Origin of the sequence: Chromohalobacter sp. 48-RD10 (assembly GCF_029889785.1) — a bacterium.
Classification (GTDB): domain Bacteria; phylum Pseudomonadota; class Gammaproteobacteria; order Pseudomonadales; family Halomonadaceae; genus Chromohalobacter.
In genome coordinates this window covers 56,290-74,437 of record NZ_JARANX010000005.1, presented here as the reverse complement: position 1 = coordinate 74,437, position 18,148 = coordinate 56,290, and the positions used below count along the sequence as shown (strand labels likewise).

The 18,148-nt window shown below is 61.9% G+C and carries 17 protein-coding genes; 14 read left to right on the top strand and 3 right to left on the bottom strand.

The window, feature by feature from the left end; all coding sequences use genetic code 11:
* The first annotated feature begins 124 nt into the window (after positions 1–124).
* A complete protein-coding gene (locus OP496_RS07690) occupies positions 125–1,720 on the top strand; it encodes a SulP family inorganic anion transporter (protein ID WP_280562960.1) in 1,596 nt (531 codons plus the stop codon).
* A gap of 165 nt (positions 1,721–1,885) precedes the next feature.
* Here the strand turns inward: OP496_RS07690 and OP496_RS07685 are convergent, their stop codons facing one another.
* The gene (locus OP496_RS07685; RefSeq protein ID WP_280562958.1) at positions 1,886–2,815 is read right to left on the bottom strand and encodes a LysR family transcriptional regulator; all 930 of its coding nucleotides are present in this window, start codon (positions 2,813–2,815) and stop codon (positions 1,886–1,888) included.
* Positions 2,816–2,900: 85 nt separating this feature from the next.
* Between OP496_RS07685 and OP496_RS07680 the strand changes: the two genes are divergently transcribed.
* Positions 2,901–3,329, top strand: coding sequence for a DMT family transporter (locus OP496_RS07680; RefSeq protein WP_280562956.1), 429 nt, complete (start codon positions 2,901–2,903; stop codon positions 3,327–3,329).
* 10 nt (positions 3,330–3,339) lie between these two features.
* Positions 3,340–3,825 carry a DMT family transporter gene (locus tag OP496_RS07675; protein ID WP_280562955.1) on the top strand — a complete coding sequence of 162 codons (486 nt, stop codon included), beginning with the start codon at positions 3,340–3,342 and terminating at the stop codon, positions 3,823–3,825.
* Between the two features lie 3 nt (positions 3,826–3,828).
* On the opposite strand, the gene OP496_RS07670 is transcribed toward OP496_RS07675, so the two are convergent.
* Entirely contained in the window at positions 3,829–4,035 is a 207-nt protein-coding gene (locus tag OP496_RS07670) for a DUF3820 family protein (protein WP_280562954.1), read from the bottom strand.
* 203 nt (positions 4,036–4,238) lie between these two features.
* Here OP496_RS07670 and OP496_RS07665 point away from each other — a divergent pair, with 203 nt between their 5' ends.
* From OP496_RS07665 to OP496_RS07650, 4 genes are all read left to right on the top strand, one after another.
* Positions 4,239–5,789 (top strand): BCCT family transporter, encoded by a 1,551-nt coding sequence (locus tag OP496_RS07665; protein WP_280562952.1) that lies wholly within the window; start codon positions 4,239–4,241, stop codon positions 5,787–5,789.
* The gene (locus OP496_RS07660) at positions 5,786–7,834 is read left to right on the top strand and encodes a CocE/NonD family hydrolase (RefSeq protein ID WP_280562951.1); all 2,049 of its coding nucleotides are present in this window, start codon (positions 5,786–5,788) and stop codon (positions 7,832–7,834) included. Before OP496_RS07665 ends, OP496_RS07660 begins: the two co-directional genes overlap by 4 nt.
* A 56-nt stretch (positions 7,835–7,890) precedes the next feature.
* Entirely contained in the window at positions 7,891–8,802 is a 912-nt protein-coding gene (locus OP496_RS07655; RefSeq protein ID WP_280562949.1) for a LysR substrate-binding domain-containing protein, read from the top strand.
* A 109-nt stretch (positions 8,803–8,911) separates the two neighbouring features.
* Positions 8,912–10,288 (top strand): DEAD/DEAH box helicase, encoded by a 1,377-nt coding sequence (locus OP496_RS07650; RefSeq protein WP_280562947.1) that lies wholly within the window; start codon positions 8,912–8,914, stop codon positions 10,286–10,288.
* A gap of 59 nt (positions 10,289–10,347) precedes the next feature.
* On the opposite strand, the gene OP496_RS07645 is transcribed toward OP496_RS07650, so the two are convergent.
* Positions 10,348–11,031, bottom strand: a complete 684-nt coding sequence (locus OP496_RS07645; protein WP_280562946.1) for an FCD domain-containing protein — start codon at positions 11,029–11,031, stop codon at positions 10,348–10,350.
* A gap of 221 nt (positions 11,032–11,252) precedes the next feature.
* Here OP496_RS07645 and OP496_RS07640 point away from each other — a divergent pair, with 221 nt between their 5' ends.
* The 7 genes from OP496_RS07640 to OP496_RS07610 all read left to right on the top strand — a co-directional run bounded on the left by OP496_RS07640 (position 11,253) and on the right by OP496_RS07610 (position 18,133).
* Complete coding sequence (locus OP496_RS07640; protein WP_280562945.1) at positions 11,253–12,887, top strand: gamma-glutamyltransferase family protein; 1,635 nt, start codon at positions 11,253–11,255, stop codon at positions 12,885–12,887.
* Positions 12,888–12,889: 2 nt separating this feature from the next.
* Positions 12,890–13,456, top strand: coding sequence for a chromate transporter (locus OP496_RS07635; RefSeq protein ID WP_280562944.1), 567 nt, complete (start codon positions 12,890–12,892; stop codon positions 13,454–13,456).
* Positions 13,453–13,983, top strand: coding sequence for a chromate transporter (locus OP496_RS07630; protein WP_280562942.1), 531 nt, complete (start codon positions 13,453–13,455; stop codon positions 13,981–13,983). Before OP496_RS07635 ends, OP496_RS07630 begins: the two co-directional genes overlap by 4 nt.
* 120 nt (positions 13,984–14,103) lie before the next feature.
* Positions 14,104–15,123, top strand: coding sequence for a tripartite tricarboxylate transporter substrate binding protein (locus tag OP496_RS07625; RefSeq protein WP_280562941.1), 1,020 nt, complete (start codon positions 14,104–14,106; stop codon positions 15,121–15,123).
* Positions 15,120–15,665, top strand: coding sequence for a tripartite tricarboxylate transporter TctB family protein (locus OP496_RS07620; protein WP_280562940.1), 546 nt, complete (start codon positions 15,120–15,122; stop codon positions 15,663–15,665). The genes OP496_RS07625 and OP496_RS07620 overlap by 4 nt, the downstream gene beginning before the upstream one ends.
* Before the next feature lie 50 nt (positions 15,666–15,715).
* The gene (locus tag OP496_RS07615; protein WP_280562938.1) at positions 15,716–17,218 is read left to right on the top strand and encodes a tripartite tricarboxylate transporter permease; all 1,503 of its coding nucleotides are present in this window, start codon (positions 15,716–15,718) and stop codon (positions 17,216–17,218) included.
* A 57-nt stretch (positions 17,219–17,275) separates the two neighbouring features.
* The gene (locus OP496_RS07610) at positions 17,276–18,133 is read left to right on the top strand and encodes a transporter substrate-binding domain-containing protein (RefSeq protein ID WP_280562937.1); all 858 of its coding nucleotides are present in this window, start codon (positions 17,276–17,278) and stop codon (positions 18,131–18,133) included.
* Positions 18,134–18,148: the final 15 nt, after the last annotated feature.

Below are 18,148 nucleotides of genomic sequence, written 5' to 3'. Positions count from 1 at the left end.
CGAGATGATAGAGAACGAGCGAGTCAAGGCGCCCGACGGCGCCAGCCGAGCCGCCCAATGCCCCGCTAACGAATTTTCAAAGTTCCGGCGCCTGGTTCTGCCAAGCGCCCTAACGAGTTTTTTCATGTCCAGCAACGCTTCGTTTTTCAATACCCGGTACCTGGGGCGCGATATACGCGCCGGCGTGGTCGTATTCTTTGTCGCCATACCACTGTGTCTAGGCATCGCCATTGCCTCGGGCGCACCACCGCTGGCAGGCCTGATCACCGGCATGGTCGGGGGGCTTATCGTCGCCCTCGCCAGCGGCTCGCCGCTATCCGTGTCGGGGCCTGCCGCCGGCCTGACAGCCATCGTGCTCGGTATAATCGAGCAATACGGCTATGGTGGCCTACTTTATGCGACCGTACTCGCCGGCCTGATTCAGATCGGCCTCGGTTTTGCCCGCATGGGCATCATCGGCGCTTTCGTGCCTTCGGGCGTAATCAAGGGCATGCTGGCCGGTATTGGCCTGATCCTAATCGGCACCCAAGTACCGCTAGCCATCGGCCACGGGGCCGATACCGAGGCCGGCATCACCACGCCAGGACTGCTCGCCGATGGCTTCTCGCCAATAGCGCTAACCATCACGCTCGTCTGTCTGACGATTCTGGCGTTCTTCGAGACACCGCTGGCCAAGCGCTACCCGAAGCTAGCGATCATACCACCGCCACTGTTGGCGGTAATCGTCGGTGTGCTTATGAGCTTGGCCGTGCAGGCGTCTGGGACCGGATTCGCGTTGTCGCCCGAGCAGTACGTCAGCCTGCCCGATCTGGAAGGACCGGCCTCGCTGCTGGCTTCGCTGGAATCCCCGGATTTGAGCTATTGGCTGGCGCCGGGCATCTACCTATCGGCCATCACCATTGCACTGGTAGCCAGCCTCGAGACGCTGCTCAGCGTCGAGGCCGTCGACGAAATGGACCCGATGGGCCGCAAGTCATCGACGCATCGCGAGCTGTGTGCTCAGGGCATGGGCAATACGCTCTGTGGTCTGATCGGCGGCCTACCGATGACGGCGGTGGTCGTACGTAGCTCGGCCAACGTCCAGGCCGGCGGTCGGACCCCTCTGGCCAGCTTCGTGCACGGCCTACTGCTGCTGGTGTCGGTGGCGTTTCTAGCCTTCGCGCTGGAGACGATACCGCTGTCCGCACTGGCCGCGATCCTACTGTTCACCGGCTATAAACTGACCAAGCCGGCGCTGATCGCCGCGCAATATCGCGCGGGTTGGCAACGGTTCATTCCGTTCGTCGTGACTATCGTCGCGATCCTGGCCACCGATCTATTGATCGGCGTGCTGATGGGCATCGTGGTGGCGCTGTACTTCCTGATCCGGGCGCACTATCGCTCGGCCATGTCGATGACGACGCAGGGCGATTTCGCGCTGCTGCGTTTCAACAGCGAGGTCTCGTTCCTCAATCGCCAATCGCTGCGCCACTTCCTGTCGCGGGTACCGGACGACGGTCATCTCGTGATCGACGCCTCGGCCACTCAATTCATCGATCCAGACATCCGGGAGGATCTCACACATTTCATCGGTGGAGCCCCCAAGCGCGGCATCACGGTGGAACTGCGCGGCCTGGATCGTCATACGGCGACTTATACAGAGGCCCACAAGCGTCGAGCGGCCGAGCCCATATCGGCCCAAGATACCCACTGGGATGGCCATCAGGCCGAACCGAACTGATCACCGCGCTACCGGGGCCCTTGACGTGATGATCGCTCAGGGCTAGCGCGAAAGCGCCAAACTGTCTGGCAGCGGCTCCGGCGAACGCCCGACAGCGTGGCGCAACTATTGCCTGGTGTCTGCGGACCAGAGATACCGCCTTCCGTGTGAGGTGGACAACGGACATCAGGCATCCCAATACGGCGGCTCGCCTATCGCACCTTGCAACGTCTCTAGGAAAGCCGCCACCTTGGAGGAGCGCAGGCGGTTTTCCGGGAAGATGGCGTGGATGCCTTGAGGCGCCGGCTCACCGGACGCTTCCCACGCCGACAGAATCGGCACCAATCGCCCGACACTGAGTTCCTCGTGAATCAACCAGGTCGGAAACAGCACGATGCCCTGCCCCTGCAAGGCCGCTTCAAGCAGGCTTTCCGCGTTGTTGCTGCGCAAGTTGCCACGTACTTCCCTAATACGGTATTTACGCGCCCCCGAATCGCGGAAATACCACGGTTGCTTGCCGCGCGTGCCCTTGTAGATCAAACAGTTGTGCTCCGACAGTGCGTCTGGTGTCGCCGGCACTCCCCAGTGTTCGAGGTATTCCGGCGAGGCGCACACGACAAAATGCTGATTCGCCAGCCGCCGCGCGACAAGACTGGAGTCGTTAAGAGCGCCCACCCGCACCACGACATCGACACCTTCCTGCACCGGGTCGATGAAGGCATCGCTGAGTGTCAACTCTGTCTCGATATTGGGATACGCACGCTGGAAGTTCGCCAGTTGCGGCGCGATATGCCGCCGCCCGAACGCCACCGGCGCATTGATGCGTAGCAACCCTTGGGGGTGCGTCGCCTCACCCGCCGCCTGTTCCGTAGCGATATCCAGCGTATCCAGTATCTCTCGCACTTGTTGGTAATACCGCTCACCCACCTCCGTGAGCCGCACCGCGCGCGTGTGCCTATACAACAGCCGCTGGCCCAGCGCTTTCTCGAGCGCCGCGATATGCCGCGACACCGACGACGCCGGCAGCCCCTGCTGGCGCGCCGCCGTCGCGAAACTCTCCGTCGCTGCCACGCGTACGAACAAGCGCAATGCTACCAATGAAATCGAGTTGCTCATATTGCAATTCACTTATGCCAAATATCCCCATTGTAGCGATAAAAGCAACTCTTTATCGTCACCAGCCGTTCAAGGAGATCCGACCATGAAAACTATCGTTATATTATTAGCCGTACTGCTAGGTGGTATGGGCTTATCCATGGAAGCTGGCTTGCTCGGCCCCTTAGGAGAGGAAGTCGGTCACTTCTCGGCAACCCTGTCGATTTTTCTCGTCGGCGGGCTGTTATTGACTCTGGCATTGATTTTCAGCCGGTCCCGAATCGGCCAGCTCTTCCAGCAACCCCGTTGGCTACTGACCGGCGGCATTCTCGGTCCGGTGTACGTTGTCGTACTCACCATCGCTACGCCCATCGTGGGGGTCGGCACTACCATGATCGGCATTCTCAGCGGGCAGGTCGCTGCCAGCCTGGTCATCGATCATTTTGGCCTGCTGGGTAGCGAGCGCCGTGCCGTCGACGGGTACCGCATCCTCGCCCTGGCGTTGATCATCGCCGCTCTCTGGCTCATGCATTAAGGAGATTCCCATGCTACTGATAATCGTCTTTCTCGTGCTTCTCGTCGGCGGCGCGGCCCTCGCCGCGCAATCATCAATCAACGGGCGTCTCGGCGCCAATATCGGCGTGTTGGAAAGCGCCTGGCTGACTTTCGTCTCGGGAGCGCTGGTGACGTTCCTGCTGATGTTCTTCTTTGAGCCCGCACATAGCGAGACCCTGTTCACGGTACCCAAATGGCAATTGATGGGTGCTCTGTTCGGGGTGGTTTATATGCTCATCATCGTCTTCGCCGTTCCCCGCGTTGGCACCGCAGCCGCCACCGTCGCGACGATTTCCGGTCAGTTGCTGATGAGCGTGCTGATCGACAACTTCGGCTGGCTGGGCAACACCGCCATGCCGCTGGATGCCTCTCGGTATACGGCTCTGGCCATGCTCGCCGGCGCCCTGGTGCTGATTTATCTGAGCAATACGCGGCGGCGGCAGGTGACGGCTTCGACGGCGCCGGCCACAGAATGACACTCAGCGCAGCGGCTCAAGTAGCGCGTTGAGACCGTTGTGGTCGACCTCGTGCATCAGGGCGAGCAGCCGCCCGATTTCCCCCTGCGGGAAACCTTGTCGGGCAAACCAGGCCAGGTAGGGACCCGGAAGGTCGGCGATCAGCTGGCCTTCGTATTTGCCGAAAGGCATCTTGCGGGTAGTGAGCTGTTGCAGGTCTTCGGGATTCATGTCGGGGCTTCTCGCGTAACGTCTCTAAGGAGTCATGCTAACGGACGCGGCAGTACACGTCGCCATGACGCGCATGCCATGCGTTTCATGCATACCCCCATTACCAAGTAGCGTTTGAGTGTTGCGCCCCGTGTGTAGGTAGAGTGGCAAGTCATGATATTGGCGCATGACGCCACACGATAACGACAAACGGAGACTGGGTGATGCAAACATCGCTACGACCCTTGGTTTTCTGGCCAACCTTCCTGGTGCTGCTTGCGGCGGTAATCGCCAGCTACGTCAATCTCGATGCCTTCCTGGCGACCACCAGCGCGCTCAACGATGCCATTCTGGATAACTTTGCGTGGCTCTTCAGCCTGGGCAGCCTGTACCTGCTGGTGTTGGCCGTCGTCGTTTATTTCTCGCCGCTGGGTAAATTGCGTATCGGCGGCGAGCAGGCAACGCCCATGCTGTCACGGCTGCGCTGGTTCTCGATCACCTTGTGCACCACTCTCGCCGTGGGCGTGTTGTTCTGGACCACCGCCGAGCCGCTTTATCACTTCATGGGGCCCCCCGAGTCGCTAGGTCTGGAAGCTGGCTCCAGCGATGCCATGCTGTTCGCGATGTCGACCATGTTTCTGCACTGGTCGTTCACGCCTTATGCCATTTATGCCGTGCCGGCACTGATCTTCGCGCTGGCGTTCTACAATCTGCGCCTGCGTTTCTCGATCTCGAGCATGCTGGAGCCCGTCTTCGGACCCAAGGTCAAGCGCTTCGGCGGCTTGATCGACGCCGTCTCGCTCTACGCACTGGTGGCCGGCATGGCCTCGTCGCTGGGCACCGGCGCGCTGACGCTGGCCGGCGGCGCGGGACAATATCTGGGCGGCGACGCCAGTCCGCTGCGCCTGGGCGTGGTCATCGCTCTGATCGTGGTGACGTTCGTGATCTCGGCGGCTAGCGGCTTGCAGAAAGGCATTGCGCGCCTCTCGTCGCTGAATGCCGTATTGCTCGCGATTCTCGGTATTTTCATCTTCGTGATAGGCCCGACGAGTTTCATGCTCTCGCTGGGCGTGGAGTCCTTCGGCGTCTATCTCGACGGCTTCTTCACCAAGAGCCTATTCACCGGGGCCGCCGGCGAGGATCAGTGGCCACAGTGGTGGTCGATCTTCTATTGGGCGGTATGGTTCGCCTGGGCACCCATGGCGGCCCTGTTCCTGGGCAAGATTTCACGCGGCTATACAGTGCGCGAGTTCCTCAGGGTCAACCTGTTCTATCCGGCCCTTTTCGCCTCCGTCTGGGTGATCATCTTCTCCGGCGCGGCGCTCTATTATCAGGCGCATACCGGCATCGACCTGCATGCCATTCTCAACGATCGCGGCGTGGAGAACGTGCTGTACGAGCTCTTCCGGCAAATGCCTTTCGCCGGCATCTGGATTCCCTTGCTGCTGTTCATCGCCTACATCTCTTACGTCACAGCGGCGGACTCGCAGACCGATGCCATCGGCAATCTGTGCACACGCGGCCTGACCGCCGACTCGGATCTCAATACCGGCGTGTCGATGAAAATCCTGTGGGGCGTCATCGTCGGCATCGTGTCCTGGGTCATGGTCAGTTTCGTGGGGATCGACGGCATCAAGATGCTCTCCAATCTCGGTGGCCTGCCCGCGCTGATCGTCGTACTGCTCGCCACGGGCTCGCTATGGCGCTGGTTGAAACATCCTGAGCGCCTCGCGACACCGCCTCACTCTTCTCACGCTTCCAAGGACGACACATGAACATCAAGCTCGACTTTCCACACCGCGTGCGCGAGATCGAGAATCAATGGATCGTGCTGGCCGATGGGACTCGGCTGGCAGCCCGCATCTGGCTGCCTGAGGACGCCGAATCGAAGCCCGTACCGGCGATCCTCGAGTACCTGCCCTACCGCAAACGCGACGGTACGGCGGTGCGCGACGAGCTAACCCATCCCTACTTCGCCGGTCACGGCTATGCCAGCATTCGCGTGGATATGCGCGGCAACGGTGAATCCGACGGCCTGATGGAGGATGAGTACGCCCCACAGGAGCAACGTGATGCGTTGGAAGTCATCGAATGGATCGCCGCGCAGCCCTGGTGCGATGGCAAGCTCGGCATGATGGGCATCTCCTGGGGTGGCTTCAATAGCCTGCAACTCGCCGCGCTGCGCCCCGAGCCACTCAAGGCGATCATCACGCTGTGCTCCACCGACGACCGCTACGCCGACGACATCCACTACAAGGGCGGCAACATGCTGCTGGAGAATCTCGGCTGGGCGGCGACCATGCTGAGCTTCTCCGCCGCCGTGCCAGATCCAGCGCTGGTCGGCGATCGGTGGCGCGAGATGTGGAAGCACCGCCTCGACAACATGCCGCTGCTGGCGGAAACCTGGCTCGAGCATCAGCATCGCGACGACTACTGGAAACACGGTTCGATCTGCGAGGGCTATCACAAGGACTCCGCCGATATCGAAGCGGCTGTCTATATGGTCAGCGGCTGGGCCGATTCCTACATCGATACCATTCCGCGCATGATGGAGCACCTTTCCTGCCCTCGGAAGGCGCTGATCGGGCCCTGGATGCACAAGTATCCGCACTTTGCGATTCCCGATCCGGCGATCGGCTTTTTGCAGGAGGCGCTGCGCTGGTGGGATTACTGGCTCAAGGACATCGACACCGGAATCATGGCCGAGCCACCCTGCACCTTTTACTTGCAGGACGGCGTGCCGCCGGCGCCCAAGTATCTCGAGCGCCCTGGGAAGTGGGTGCGCACCTCAGCCTGGCCAGCGCCCAGCGACGAGATCGAGACGCAGCCCCTGGTGCTCGGCGATCACGGTCTCGGAACCAAAGGCCGATTGAGCAACGAGCGGCAAATCGCTTCGCCGCTGACCGCAGGCTCGCTGCAGGGCGAATACATTCCGCTGTGGTTCGGCGCCGACTTCCCAACCGATCAGCGCCGCGATGACGGCCTGTCGTTGACCTTCGACTCCGCGCCTTACATAGAAGGGCTCGATATCCTCGGCCAGCCGACGCTCGCGGTGTCGGTCACCAGCACTGAGGCGTGCGGCCAACTGCACGTGCGCCTGTGCGATGTGGCTCCCAGCGGTGAAAGCGCGTTGATCACTTACGGCACGCTCAACCTCAACCTGCGTGACGATCCCGGCAAGATCACGCCGCCGGTGCCGGGCGAGCCAATGGACGTTCGCGTGCCGCTGGACCTGATCGGCTATCGTCTGCCCTCGGGACACCGCCTGCGCGTGGCGCTCTCCAGCGCCAGCTTCCCGCTGGTATGGTCGCCCCAAAAGCGCGCCGATCTGACCCTCCAATCGGGCATGCCGACGCTCGAGCTGCCATGTTCAAAAGCGGCTTACATCCCGATGCCGTTCGAAGCGCCTGAAAGTGCCGCGCCGTGTCGCGTCGAGACGCTACGCTCAGGGCAGCCCAAGCGTACCATCAGCGAGGACGTCGGCAGCGGTGAGGTCACCGTGACCGTCGAGGACGACATGGGCGACATTCGCTTCGAAGATCACGGTCTACGCGTCGAGCAGAAAGCCAAGGAGGTCTATACCAGCCACCCGACCGATGCCACACAGACGCGTGCCGATATCGAATGGGTCTACCGTGCCAGCCGGGGCGAGGGCCAGAACGTCAACAACGATCAATTCGCGGTCGAGGTGGTGAGCCGTTATCACCTGCATTGCGACGCGCAGACCTTCTACCTCAACGCCGAGCAGATAGCCCATGAGGGCGAGACGTTGATCAGCGATAAACGATGGGAACGGAAGATTCCACGCACGGCCCTCTGACCGCCGGCGTGCATGTTATGCTCCGGGACCGAGAGAACTCGGTCCCGGATGCTTTCATGCCCACTCGCGATGCGCTTCCCCCTTTGGCTTGCCTGCGTGCCTTCGAGGCCGCCGCGCGACATGCCAGCTTCACGCAAGCCGGCAACGAACTCAGTCTGACCCAGAGCGCCGTCAGCCGTCAGATCAAACGGCTCGAGGACGACCTGGGCCGGCCGCTGTTCGAACGTCATTACGAAGGCTTGCGCCTGACGCCCGCTGGCGAGCATTACTTTCGCGTGGTGCAGCGCCTTCTTCGTGATCTACGCGACGAAACGGCGCGCCTGCGTCGTCGTGGCGATGACCGTCAGTTGACGTTGGCGTCCAGCCCCACCATCGCCTCGATCTGGCTGGCGCGGCAGCTTCCCGACTTCCAGCGCGCCCATCCGCATATCGAAATCCGCATCCTGACCGTCGAAGACCCGCATCGCCTGGACCTTGCCGAGTTCGATATGGGGATCTATTACCATGTTCCGCATGAAGTCGATCCACCCGGCCTCGGCGCCGAAGCGATCTTTTCCTACGAAGAGGTCGCGGCCGTATGCAGCCCGGCCTACCTGGCCCGTCATGGTGACATCCGCGATGCCGACGATCTGCTCGCTCGCCACACGCTGATGGTCGTCGAGGACCACTACCACGACTGGTTGACCTGGGAAGGCTGGTACCAGGCGCTGGGACTGCGCTGGCACGCCCCGGAACACAGCCTGCGTGCCAACAGCTTCCAATTGCTGATGAATGCCACCCTGGCCGGACAAGGCGTCACTCTGGGCTGGAAACGCCTGCTCGAGGCGGATCTGGCGCAGCGCAACCTGGTCCAGGTACTACCCCATACGCTGCCCAGCCGGGGATGTCTGTCACTGCTCACCCCGCAACATCGTCACCTGACCGAGCCCATGCGCGCATTTCGGGCCTGGGTCCTGAACACCGCTTGAGCAGTGCCTGCGCTATACGCCTAAAGTGGCAAGCCCGGATCATATCCGGTAAGCTGCACGCCCGCTGCCCGCCTACTCTGGCCCACTTCGCAGCCACCGAGACGATTTCATGAGCTTTACCTCCTTGGGGCTTTCCGCTCCGATTCTGGATGCCGTGGCCGAGCAAGGCTACGAGACACCCTCACCGATTCAAGCCAAGGCGATCCCCGCCGTTCTCGAGGGACGCGACGTGATGGCGGCCGCCCAGACAGGCACCGGCAAGACCGCCGGCTTCACGCTGCCGATCCTCCAACGCCTCTCTTCCGGCACGCGCGCGCCCGCCAAGCAGGTACGCACGCTGATTCTCACGCCGACCCGCGAACTGGCCGCCCAGATCGGCGCCAATATCGAGGCATACGGCAAGCACCTGCCGCTACGCAGCGCAGTGGTCTTCGGCGGCGTGAAGGTCAATCCGCAAATCGCCAAGCTACGCGGCGGAGTCGATATCCTGGTGGCAACACCGGGTCGACTGCTGGATCTATATAGCCAGAAGGCCGTCAGCTTCGAGGCGCTGGAAGTATTGGTCATGGACGAAGCCGACCGCATGCTCGACATGGGCTTCATTCACGATATCCGTCGGATCCTCAAGACCTTGCCCGCCAAACGTCAGAACCTGATGTTCTCGGCGACCTTCTCGCAGGAGATCCGTAGCCTCGCCAAAGGCATGGTCAACGACCCGGTGGAAATCTCGGTCACACCGCGCAACACCACCGCCGAGACGGTCACGCAGTGGATCCACCCGGTCGACAAGACCCGCAAACCGGCGCTACTCACGCACCTGATCCACGAGAATCAGTGGCAACAAGTGCTGGTCTTCATGCGTACCAAGCATGGCGCCAACCGCCTGAGTCGCCAGCTCGAAGACGCCGGCATCGAGGCCGCCGCCATTCACGGCAACAAGAGCCAGAACGCACGCACCAAGGCTCTCGACGGCTTCAAGAGCGGCGAGATTCGTGTCCTGGTGGCCACCGATATCGCCGCGCGCGGCCTCGACATCGACCAGCTCCCGCAGGTGGTCAACTTCGAGCTGCCCAATGTCGCCGAGGATTACGTCCACCGTATCGGACGTACCGGACGTGCCGGCGCCAGCGGCCACGCGGTGTCGCTGGTCAGCCCCGAGGAAGGCAAGGAACTCGCGGGCATCGAGCGACTGATTCGCCAGACGCTGGAACGCCAGACCATCGCCGGCTTCGAGCCCAGCGAAGCACTGGTCAGCGGCAAGGGCACCAGCCCACGCAGCGGCAATAGCAGCGGCGGGCAGCGCAACGGTAACGAACGCGGCAATGGTCAACGTCGCGGTGGCGGCAACTCAAGCGGTAACGACTCACGCAACAGCAACGCACGCAACGACAGTGCCTCACGCAATCGCAATGATGGCGGCGAAAACCGCCCACGCCGCCGTCGTGGCGGACGGGGTCGCGGTAACGGCACCCAAGGCAAGGCATGAGTCACGTTGGGTGTTGACACCATGAGTCGTTGAGCCGTGGCGAGAACACTCCCAACGCCTCACGTCGCGTCGTCGGATGCCGGTGACTCGCAACAACCGCGCGCAACGCTGTGAGACATGCGGATGTGATCATCGAGCAACGCTCGCGCAGCGCGAATGTCTCGACTCAGCGCCAGTTCGACCAGTTCGCCGTGCTGGCGATCGAGCGCCTTGCGCACCGCCGGATTGGGCGGCGCCAGGCGTCGGTAGCGGTCGAACTGGTCGTGTAGCTGTTCGATGAAGCGCAACAACCAGTGCGAGCCACACGACGCTAGCAGCGCCCGGTGAAAGCGCAAGTGTGCCTGCTCCCACTCCTCCACTCGCTCAGGATGCTCGTCGGCTCGGCGCAATCGATGGTGCGCCGCCAGTACCTGTGACTCCCATTCTGAATCGCCCGCCTGAAACGCCTGCGTCAGCGCCATGCACTCAAGCTGAGCGCGCAGCCCTGCGATGTCATCGAGCTCCTCGAGGTGCATCGCCGGCACCCGAAAGCCACGCTGGTTGACCTGCTCGAGCAGGCCATAGGCCGCCAGCCGGTTGAGCGCCTCGCGCAGGGGGCTGAGCCCGACCTGATAGTGATCCTTCAAGGCACTGATGGCGAGCTTCTCGCCGGCCGCGAAACGTCCGCGAATCAAGTCCTGCTTGAGCGTCTCGAAGATTCGGCTCGAGGCCATGTCGCGGCTGACGGATGGCGATGCGGTCATGGCGTGGTTCTCTTATCAAGTTCAAAGATAATGGCTTATCCAGTTCAAAGGTAAGGGCCGGCGATGTGCCCTGATGACTAGCGACAGGTTCTTCCTCAGCGCAACAAGCCCTTTGCCCAATTCCATATTGACGTTAATCAAAGCACACGCCATAGTCATCTCAACAAAATCGATTTTTTTACTCAAAACGATTTATAACATAACAATCGATCGGAGACGGCATGTTGACGCCCTTTTCCCAGGCAACGCCCTACGCGTCCCAGCGCAGCGCTACCTACGCCAAACACGGCATGGTCGCTGCCTCCCAGCCCCAGGCCAGCCAGATCGGCCGTGACATCCTCGCTCAGGGCGGCAACGCCGTGGACGCTGCCATCGCCACCGCCGCAGCGCTCACCGTGGTCGAGCCCACCGGTTGCGGGATCGGCGGCGATGCCTTCGCGCTGGTCTGGATCGCCGACGACAATGCAGGCAAAGGCGAGCTTCACGGCCTCAACGCCAGCGGCACCGCCCCCGCCGCGCTGATCCCACAGGCAGTCGCCGAGGCCGGCTTCGAGGACATGCCCCTTTACGGATGGACGCCGGTGACTGTGCCCGGAATTCCCGCCGCCTGGGCCGAACTGTCGCGGCGTTTCGGCAAGCTCGATTTCCAGACGCTACTCGCTCCGGCGATCCGCCTGGCACGCGAGGGCTTTCCGGTTTCGCCGATCATCGCCAGCCTCTGGCAACGCGCCGAGTCGACCTTCCGCGAACATCTGACGGGTGCCGCCACCGCCAGCTGGTTCGAGACCTTCACACCGACTGGCCGCGCCCCACGCGCCGGCGAGTGGCATCACTGCGAGGATCAGGCACAAACGCTGGAGGCGATCGCCGCAAGCCACAGCGAGAGCTTTTATCGCGGCGAGCTAGCCGAACGCATCGACGCTTTCTCACGGGAAACCGGCGGCTATCTGCGCGCGGCGGATCTTGCCGGTTATCAGCCGGAATGGGTCGAGCCGATCGCGGCAGACTACCGCGGCCATAAAGTCTGGGAGATTCCACCCAACGGCCAGGGGCTAGTCGCGCTGATGGCACTGCGCATGCTCGAGGGCTTTCAGGCCGACAGCCGCGACAATCCCGAGGTACTGCACCGCCAGCTCGAGGCCATGAAGCTGGCGTTCAGCGACGGTCAGACCCATATCACCCAGCCCGAGCACATGACCCACAGCGTCGAGGCACTACTCAGCGAAACCTATACCCGCGAGCGCCGCGCACTGATCAGCGAATCGGCACTCGACCCGAGGCCGGGCACTCCTCAGGCCGGCGGCACCGTCTACCTCGCGACCGCCGATGACGACGGCAATATGGTGTCGTTCATCCAGAGCAATTATCACGGCTTCGGCTCCGGCGTGGTGGTCCCGGGCACCGGCATCGCGATGCAGAATCGCGGCCACAACTTCAGCCTCGACCCGACCCACGACAACGTGCTCGCGCCGGGCAAGAAGACCTTCCATACCATCATTCCCGGTTTTCTGACACGCGACGACGGCACACCGCTTGGGCCATTCGGCGTGATGGGCGGCTTCATGCAGCCCCAGGGCCACGTCCAGGTGGTGATGAACCTGATCGACTTCGGCCTCAACCCCCAGGCCGCGCTGGACGCCCCGCGCTGGCAGTGGATGGGCGGCAAGCGCATCGGCATCGAACACGGCTACCCGGCCCCGCTGATACGAGCGATGGCTGAGCGCGGTCACGTCATGCAAATCGATCACGATCCACGCGGCTTCGGTCGTGGGCAGGTGATCATCCGAGATCCCGGCAGCGGGATCTACTGTGGCGGCACCGAGCCGCGTACCGACGCCAGCATCGCGGTGCTATGACCATGCTGCAGACACAAGCCCAGTTGTTCATGGCCTTCCTGCGTATCGGTCTGTTCGGTTTCGGTGGCGGCCCGTCGATGATTCCGCTCGTTCATCAAGAGGTGGTCAAACGCCACGCCTGGATGGACGACGAGGCATTCGCCGACGTGCTGGCGATCGGCAACACCCTACCCGGCCCGATCGCTACCAAGATGGCCGGCTATATCGGCTACCGGGTCGGCGGCACATGGGGGGCATTGAGTGCTGTCATCGCAGTAATCGGGCCCATCATCGTCGCAATGATCGCGTTGCTCAGCCTCTACGCGCGTCACGGTGACCAGCGCTGGGTGCAGGGCATGGGCCAGGGCGTGGTGCCCGTAGTCATGGTCATGATGGCCAAGCTGACCTGGGATTTCTTCACCAAGTCGCGGGCCAGCCTCGGGTGGCTCGTGACGCTGGTCATGGGCGCCGTCGCCGGTGGGCTGATCTACTGGCTCGACGTGCATCCGGGGCTGGTGATCGGCGCGATCCTGATCGCCGCGCTGCTACGCCCCGAACCGAAGCACACGACCAGCGAGACGGACAAATGATCTATTGGCACCTGTTCCTGGCGTTCTTCATTCCCAACATCGTCGGTTACGGCGGCGGCCCGGCGATCATCCCGCTGATCGAGAACGAGGTGGTCGGCCGCTATGGGTGGATGAGCTCACAAGCCTTCGCCGAGACCCTGGCGCTGGGTAACGCCCTGCCCAGCCCGATCGCTACCAAGATGGCCGGCTACATCGGCTACGACGTCGCCGGTATCGCCGGTGCGCTGATCGCCACCTTCGCCACCGTCGCGCCGTCGCTACTACTCATGCTGATCGCGCTGGGCACACTGTACCGCTACCGCGACTCGATCAAGGTCAAATCAATGAGCCAGTGGGTCCGCCCGGTGGTGATGACGCTGATGGCCTATCTGGCCTGGAGCTTTCTCGACGAAGGGTTGACGACCGCTGGCGCCGTGCACACCGCGATCATCGGTGGCGTGGCCGGCGTATTACTCCTGGCGACCCGGGTACACCCGGCGTTCGTCGTGTGTTTCGGGCTCGTCTACGGCGCCCTGCTACTCGGGTAGTGAGCGGCGAGATCTGCCCGTTCTCGGATTCGGCGGTATACCGAGCGAATCCAACAAGGCTCTTACGAGCCGACAACTACGCAATGCATGAACACGATGACCAACAAGGACAATACAGCCATGTCATTTACTTCTCAGCAGTACGACACTATCCAAGATCGGTCCCAAGCAAGCCGCTCCTTCCGCTTCAAGCTAATCATCGGGGGGCTAATGCTGGGTACTGCACTCGGCGTCAGCGCCACGGCGCTAGCCCAGTCAGAAGACTACCCTAGCAAGCCGGTGGAATTCATCGTGCCTTGGTCACCGGGCGGTGGCAGCGACACCCTGATGCGAGTGATCTCCAATCATGTCGAACCCTATCTGGGCCAGCAAATGCCCATCATCAATATGCCCGGCGTCAGCGGCACTACTGGCCTCAAGGAGCTCGCCAAACGTGATCCCGACGGCTACACGGTAGGCCAGATCCACGAGGGCCTGCTAGTCGCCAACCATACCCAGTTGACCCAGCTCAACTGGGATGACTTCACTCCGGTCGCCGCCATGACCGCCTCACCGCAATACCTCACGGTCAACGCCGACAGCCCCTGGGAAACATTCGACGAATTCGTCGACTACGCGCAGGACAACCCTGGCGAGGTCCGTGTCGGCGTGACTCTCGGCGGTATCCCCCACGTCCACGCAGCAATGCTTGAAGACGCCGCCAACCTATCGTTCCACTACGTCGGCTTCGAAGGCACCGGCGCGCGCATCCGTTCGCTGGTCGGCGGGCACATCGACGCAGCGATCGGCGATATCGCTTCGAGTGGCGAGTTCGTCAAGAACGGGGACTTGCGTTTTCTGGCAGTCGGCAGCGCAGAACGCCTAGAGGAGACTCCTGACGTGCCGACCTTCAAGGAACTCGGCTACGACTCGCTCAGCCTCAATATCGTACGCGGCCTGATCGCTCCCAAGGACACTCCCGAGGATAAGGTCGCGGTACTCGCCGACGCCATGCAGGAACTCGCCCAGGATGAGCAATTCATTCAGGCGGTGAACAACGCCGGCGCACAGGTACATTTCGAAGGCCCAGAGGCGTTCGCCAACTACCTCGAGACTACTGACGAGACCATCGAGCAGCTATCAGGGAAGCTGGCCAAATGAATGCGCAGGCTCATTCGCAGCAGACTCGGTCGTCGGACCGGGTCGTCGACCCCGACACTCGTCGCGCCAATGCACTCGCCCACCTGGTGCTGAATGGCTCGCTGGTAGTGCTATTCGCCGCGTTGTTCGTGCATGCCGGGGCGCTGCCCTCGTCGATGTGGGAGCCGTTGGGATCGGGCAGCTTTCCACGCCTGGTACTGGCCGTCCTGATAGTGATCAACCTGGGCATCATGGTCCAGGAATGGCGACACTACCGTGACGCACCCAGGGCCACACCGGGGCTGATCAGGCGCTGGCTATGGCGCCACCGGCTAGCGTTCGGCGTACTCTCGCTTTTCGCCCTGTACATCGTGGGCGTACCGGCGCTGGGGTTTCGCCTGACCTCGCTGCTCTTCCTGATCCTGGTACAGCTCACACTCGGTGTGCGCCGCCCGCGTAGCCTGGCGATCGCCGCGGTTATCGCCGTGACGTTCTCGTTTGGCATCGACTGGCTGTTCCGGGATGTCTTTATCATCAGCCTTCCCCGCGGCCCTTTCAGTTGATCGCTGGCTGATTCCCTGGCTTCGCGGCTGCCCTCGAGAGGAGAAGCAACATGACGGAAGCGCTTTTCGCCGGTATGGACCAGCTATTCACGCTGTCGACGATGGCCACCATGCTGCTCGGCGTGGTCGCTGGCGTTATCGCCTCGGCGATTCCTGGCTTCACCATCACCATGGCGATCGTGCTGACCCTACCACTGACCTTCACCATGGACCCGCTGCAGGGCATTGCAACCATGCTCGCGGTCTATGTCGGCGGCTATTCGGGCGGTCTGATCAGCGCCGCCCTACTAGGCATTCCCGGCACGCCGTCGTCGGTGGCTACAACTTTCGATGCCTTCCCGATGGCGCGCAGCGGCCAGCCCGGTCGTGCCCTGGCGCTGGGTATTTGGTCATCGTTTTTCGGCGCCCTGGTCAGCGCGATCGTGCTGATCATCGCCGCCCCGCCGCTGGCAATGATTGCCGTCAAGCTGGGCGCCTGGGAGTATTTCTCGCTGATCATCTTTGCCATGACAGTGGTCGCCAGCTTGGTCGGCAAATCGATGCTCAAGGGGCTGATGACCGGCCTGCTTGGATTATTCATCGCGACGGTGGGCACCGATCCAATGATGGGTGAGGCACGCTTCACTTTTGATCTCGATTTGCTCGCAAACGGCTTTCCCTTCCTGGTGGTATTGATCGGCATCTTCGCCGTCAGCCAATTGCTTCAGGAGGTCGAAGACGCCGAACAAATAAAACACGGCAAGCAGCTGATTTCCGCCGATGTGACCTTCAACCCGCTGGATGCGCTCCGCGAGACGTTGATCTATCCCATCAACTTGATCCGTTCATCTCTGGTCGGGGTATTCATCGGCGCAGTACCCGGGGCCGGCGGCAGTATTGCCAACTTATTGGCCTACGACCAAGCCAAACGTGCCTCCAGAACACCCGAGAAGTTTGGCACCGGCACGCCCGAGGGCGTAGTCGCCTCGGAGTCTGGCAACTCGGCGACGTCCGGCGGCGGGTTGATTCCCATGATCGCACTCGGCATTCCCGGCAGCGCCGTCGACGCAGTGCTGCTGGCCTCGCTGATGGTCCATGGCATTGGTATTGGTCCACGCCTGATCCTCGATCACGGCGACTTGGTCTACGGCATGTTCATGGCCATGTTGCTCGCCGCGTTCATGGTCTTGGTAGTGTGCCTATTCAGTATGCGCTTCTTCCTGCGCGTTACTGACGTGCCGCGCTCGGTCATCGTGCCGGTGGTGCTGGTTTGCTGTGTCGTCGGTGCTTTCGCCCTCAACAATCGCGTCACTGATATCTATCTGCTGCTTGGGGTGGGGATTTTCGGCTATATCCTCAGCAAGCTGGATTACCCACTGGCACCGCTAGTGCTTGGCGTCATCCTCGGCCCGATTGCCGAGACCAACCTGCGACGCGCGCTGATGACCGACGAAAACTGGACCCTGTTCTTCACCCGACCGATCTCGCTGACACTGTTGATCCTTGCCGTGGTATCGGTGGCTTTTGCGATTCGTCATCGTATGCGCCAGCGAAACAGCGAAAAGACCGCCTGACCCGGTCCCTTCGGGGACCACTTCGACGCCCCAACGATGGCAACAAGGAAACCGCTCATGTCGCCTTCACGCTTTCTAGACTTTCAGCCAACCTTGACCGCGCCTCTCAAGCTGGCAATCGCCTTTCTGCTCGTGGGCTTCAGCCTGACCGGTGCTGCTTCCGCCCTGGCCAACGACTCGCCCAACGACGACAGACAACAAGTACGCATTGCCGTCGACGTGCCTTATCCGCCGTTCGAATACCGCACCGCCGATGGCGAACTCGCGGGTTTCGAGATCGACCTGGGTAACGCACTCTGTCAGCGTGCCAAACTGGATTGCGAATGGGTGGTCCAAGGCTGGGATGGCATCATCCCCGGGCTGCTTTCGCGCAAGTACGACGCCATCCTGTCGTCGATGCGCATCACCCCGGCCCGAGAAAAGCAGGTACGCTTCACCGAGCCCTACGCCATGTCACCCAAAGTGTGGGTCGCACGACGTGGCAGCGACATCGACATCGACGATAGGGAGACATTAAAAGGATTGTCCGTCGGCGTGCAGCGCGGAACGACACAAGATAACTATGTCACCGAGCGCTACGCAGATACTCTTGATATCCAGCGATATGCCACGGCGGCAGATGTGGCACTCGACCTGCAGTCGCAGCGCCTCGAGCTAGCATTCATCAACTATCCGGTCGCGCTGGATACGTTGGAAGTCGATAACGCTGACAGCGATTTTGTCCAACTCGGGCCGCGTATCAATAGCCCCGAGTCGATCTTCGGCAAGGGCAACGCCATCGCCGTTCAATCACGCGACAAGGAACTAGCCAACACCTTCAATCAAGCGCTGGATAGCGTCTACGCCGACGGCACTTTCGTCGAACTGATGGAAAAGTATTTCGACTACGATCTACGGCCCGCATCGCGGAGATGAAAAAACGCCGCCGGA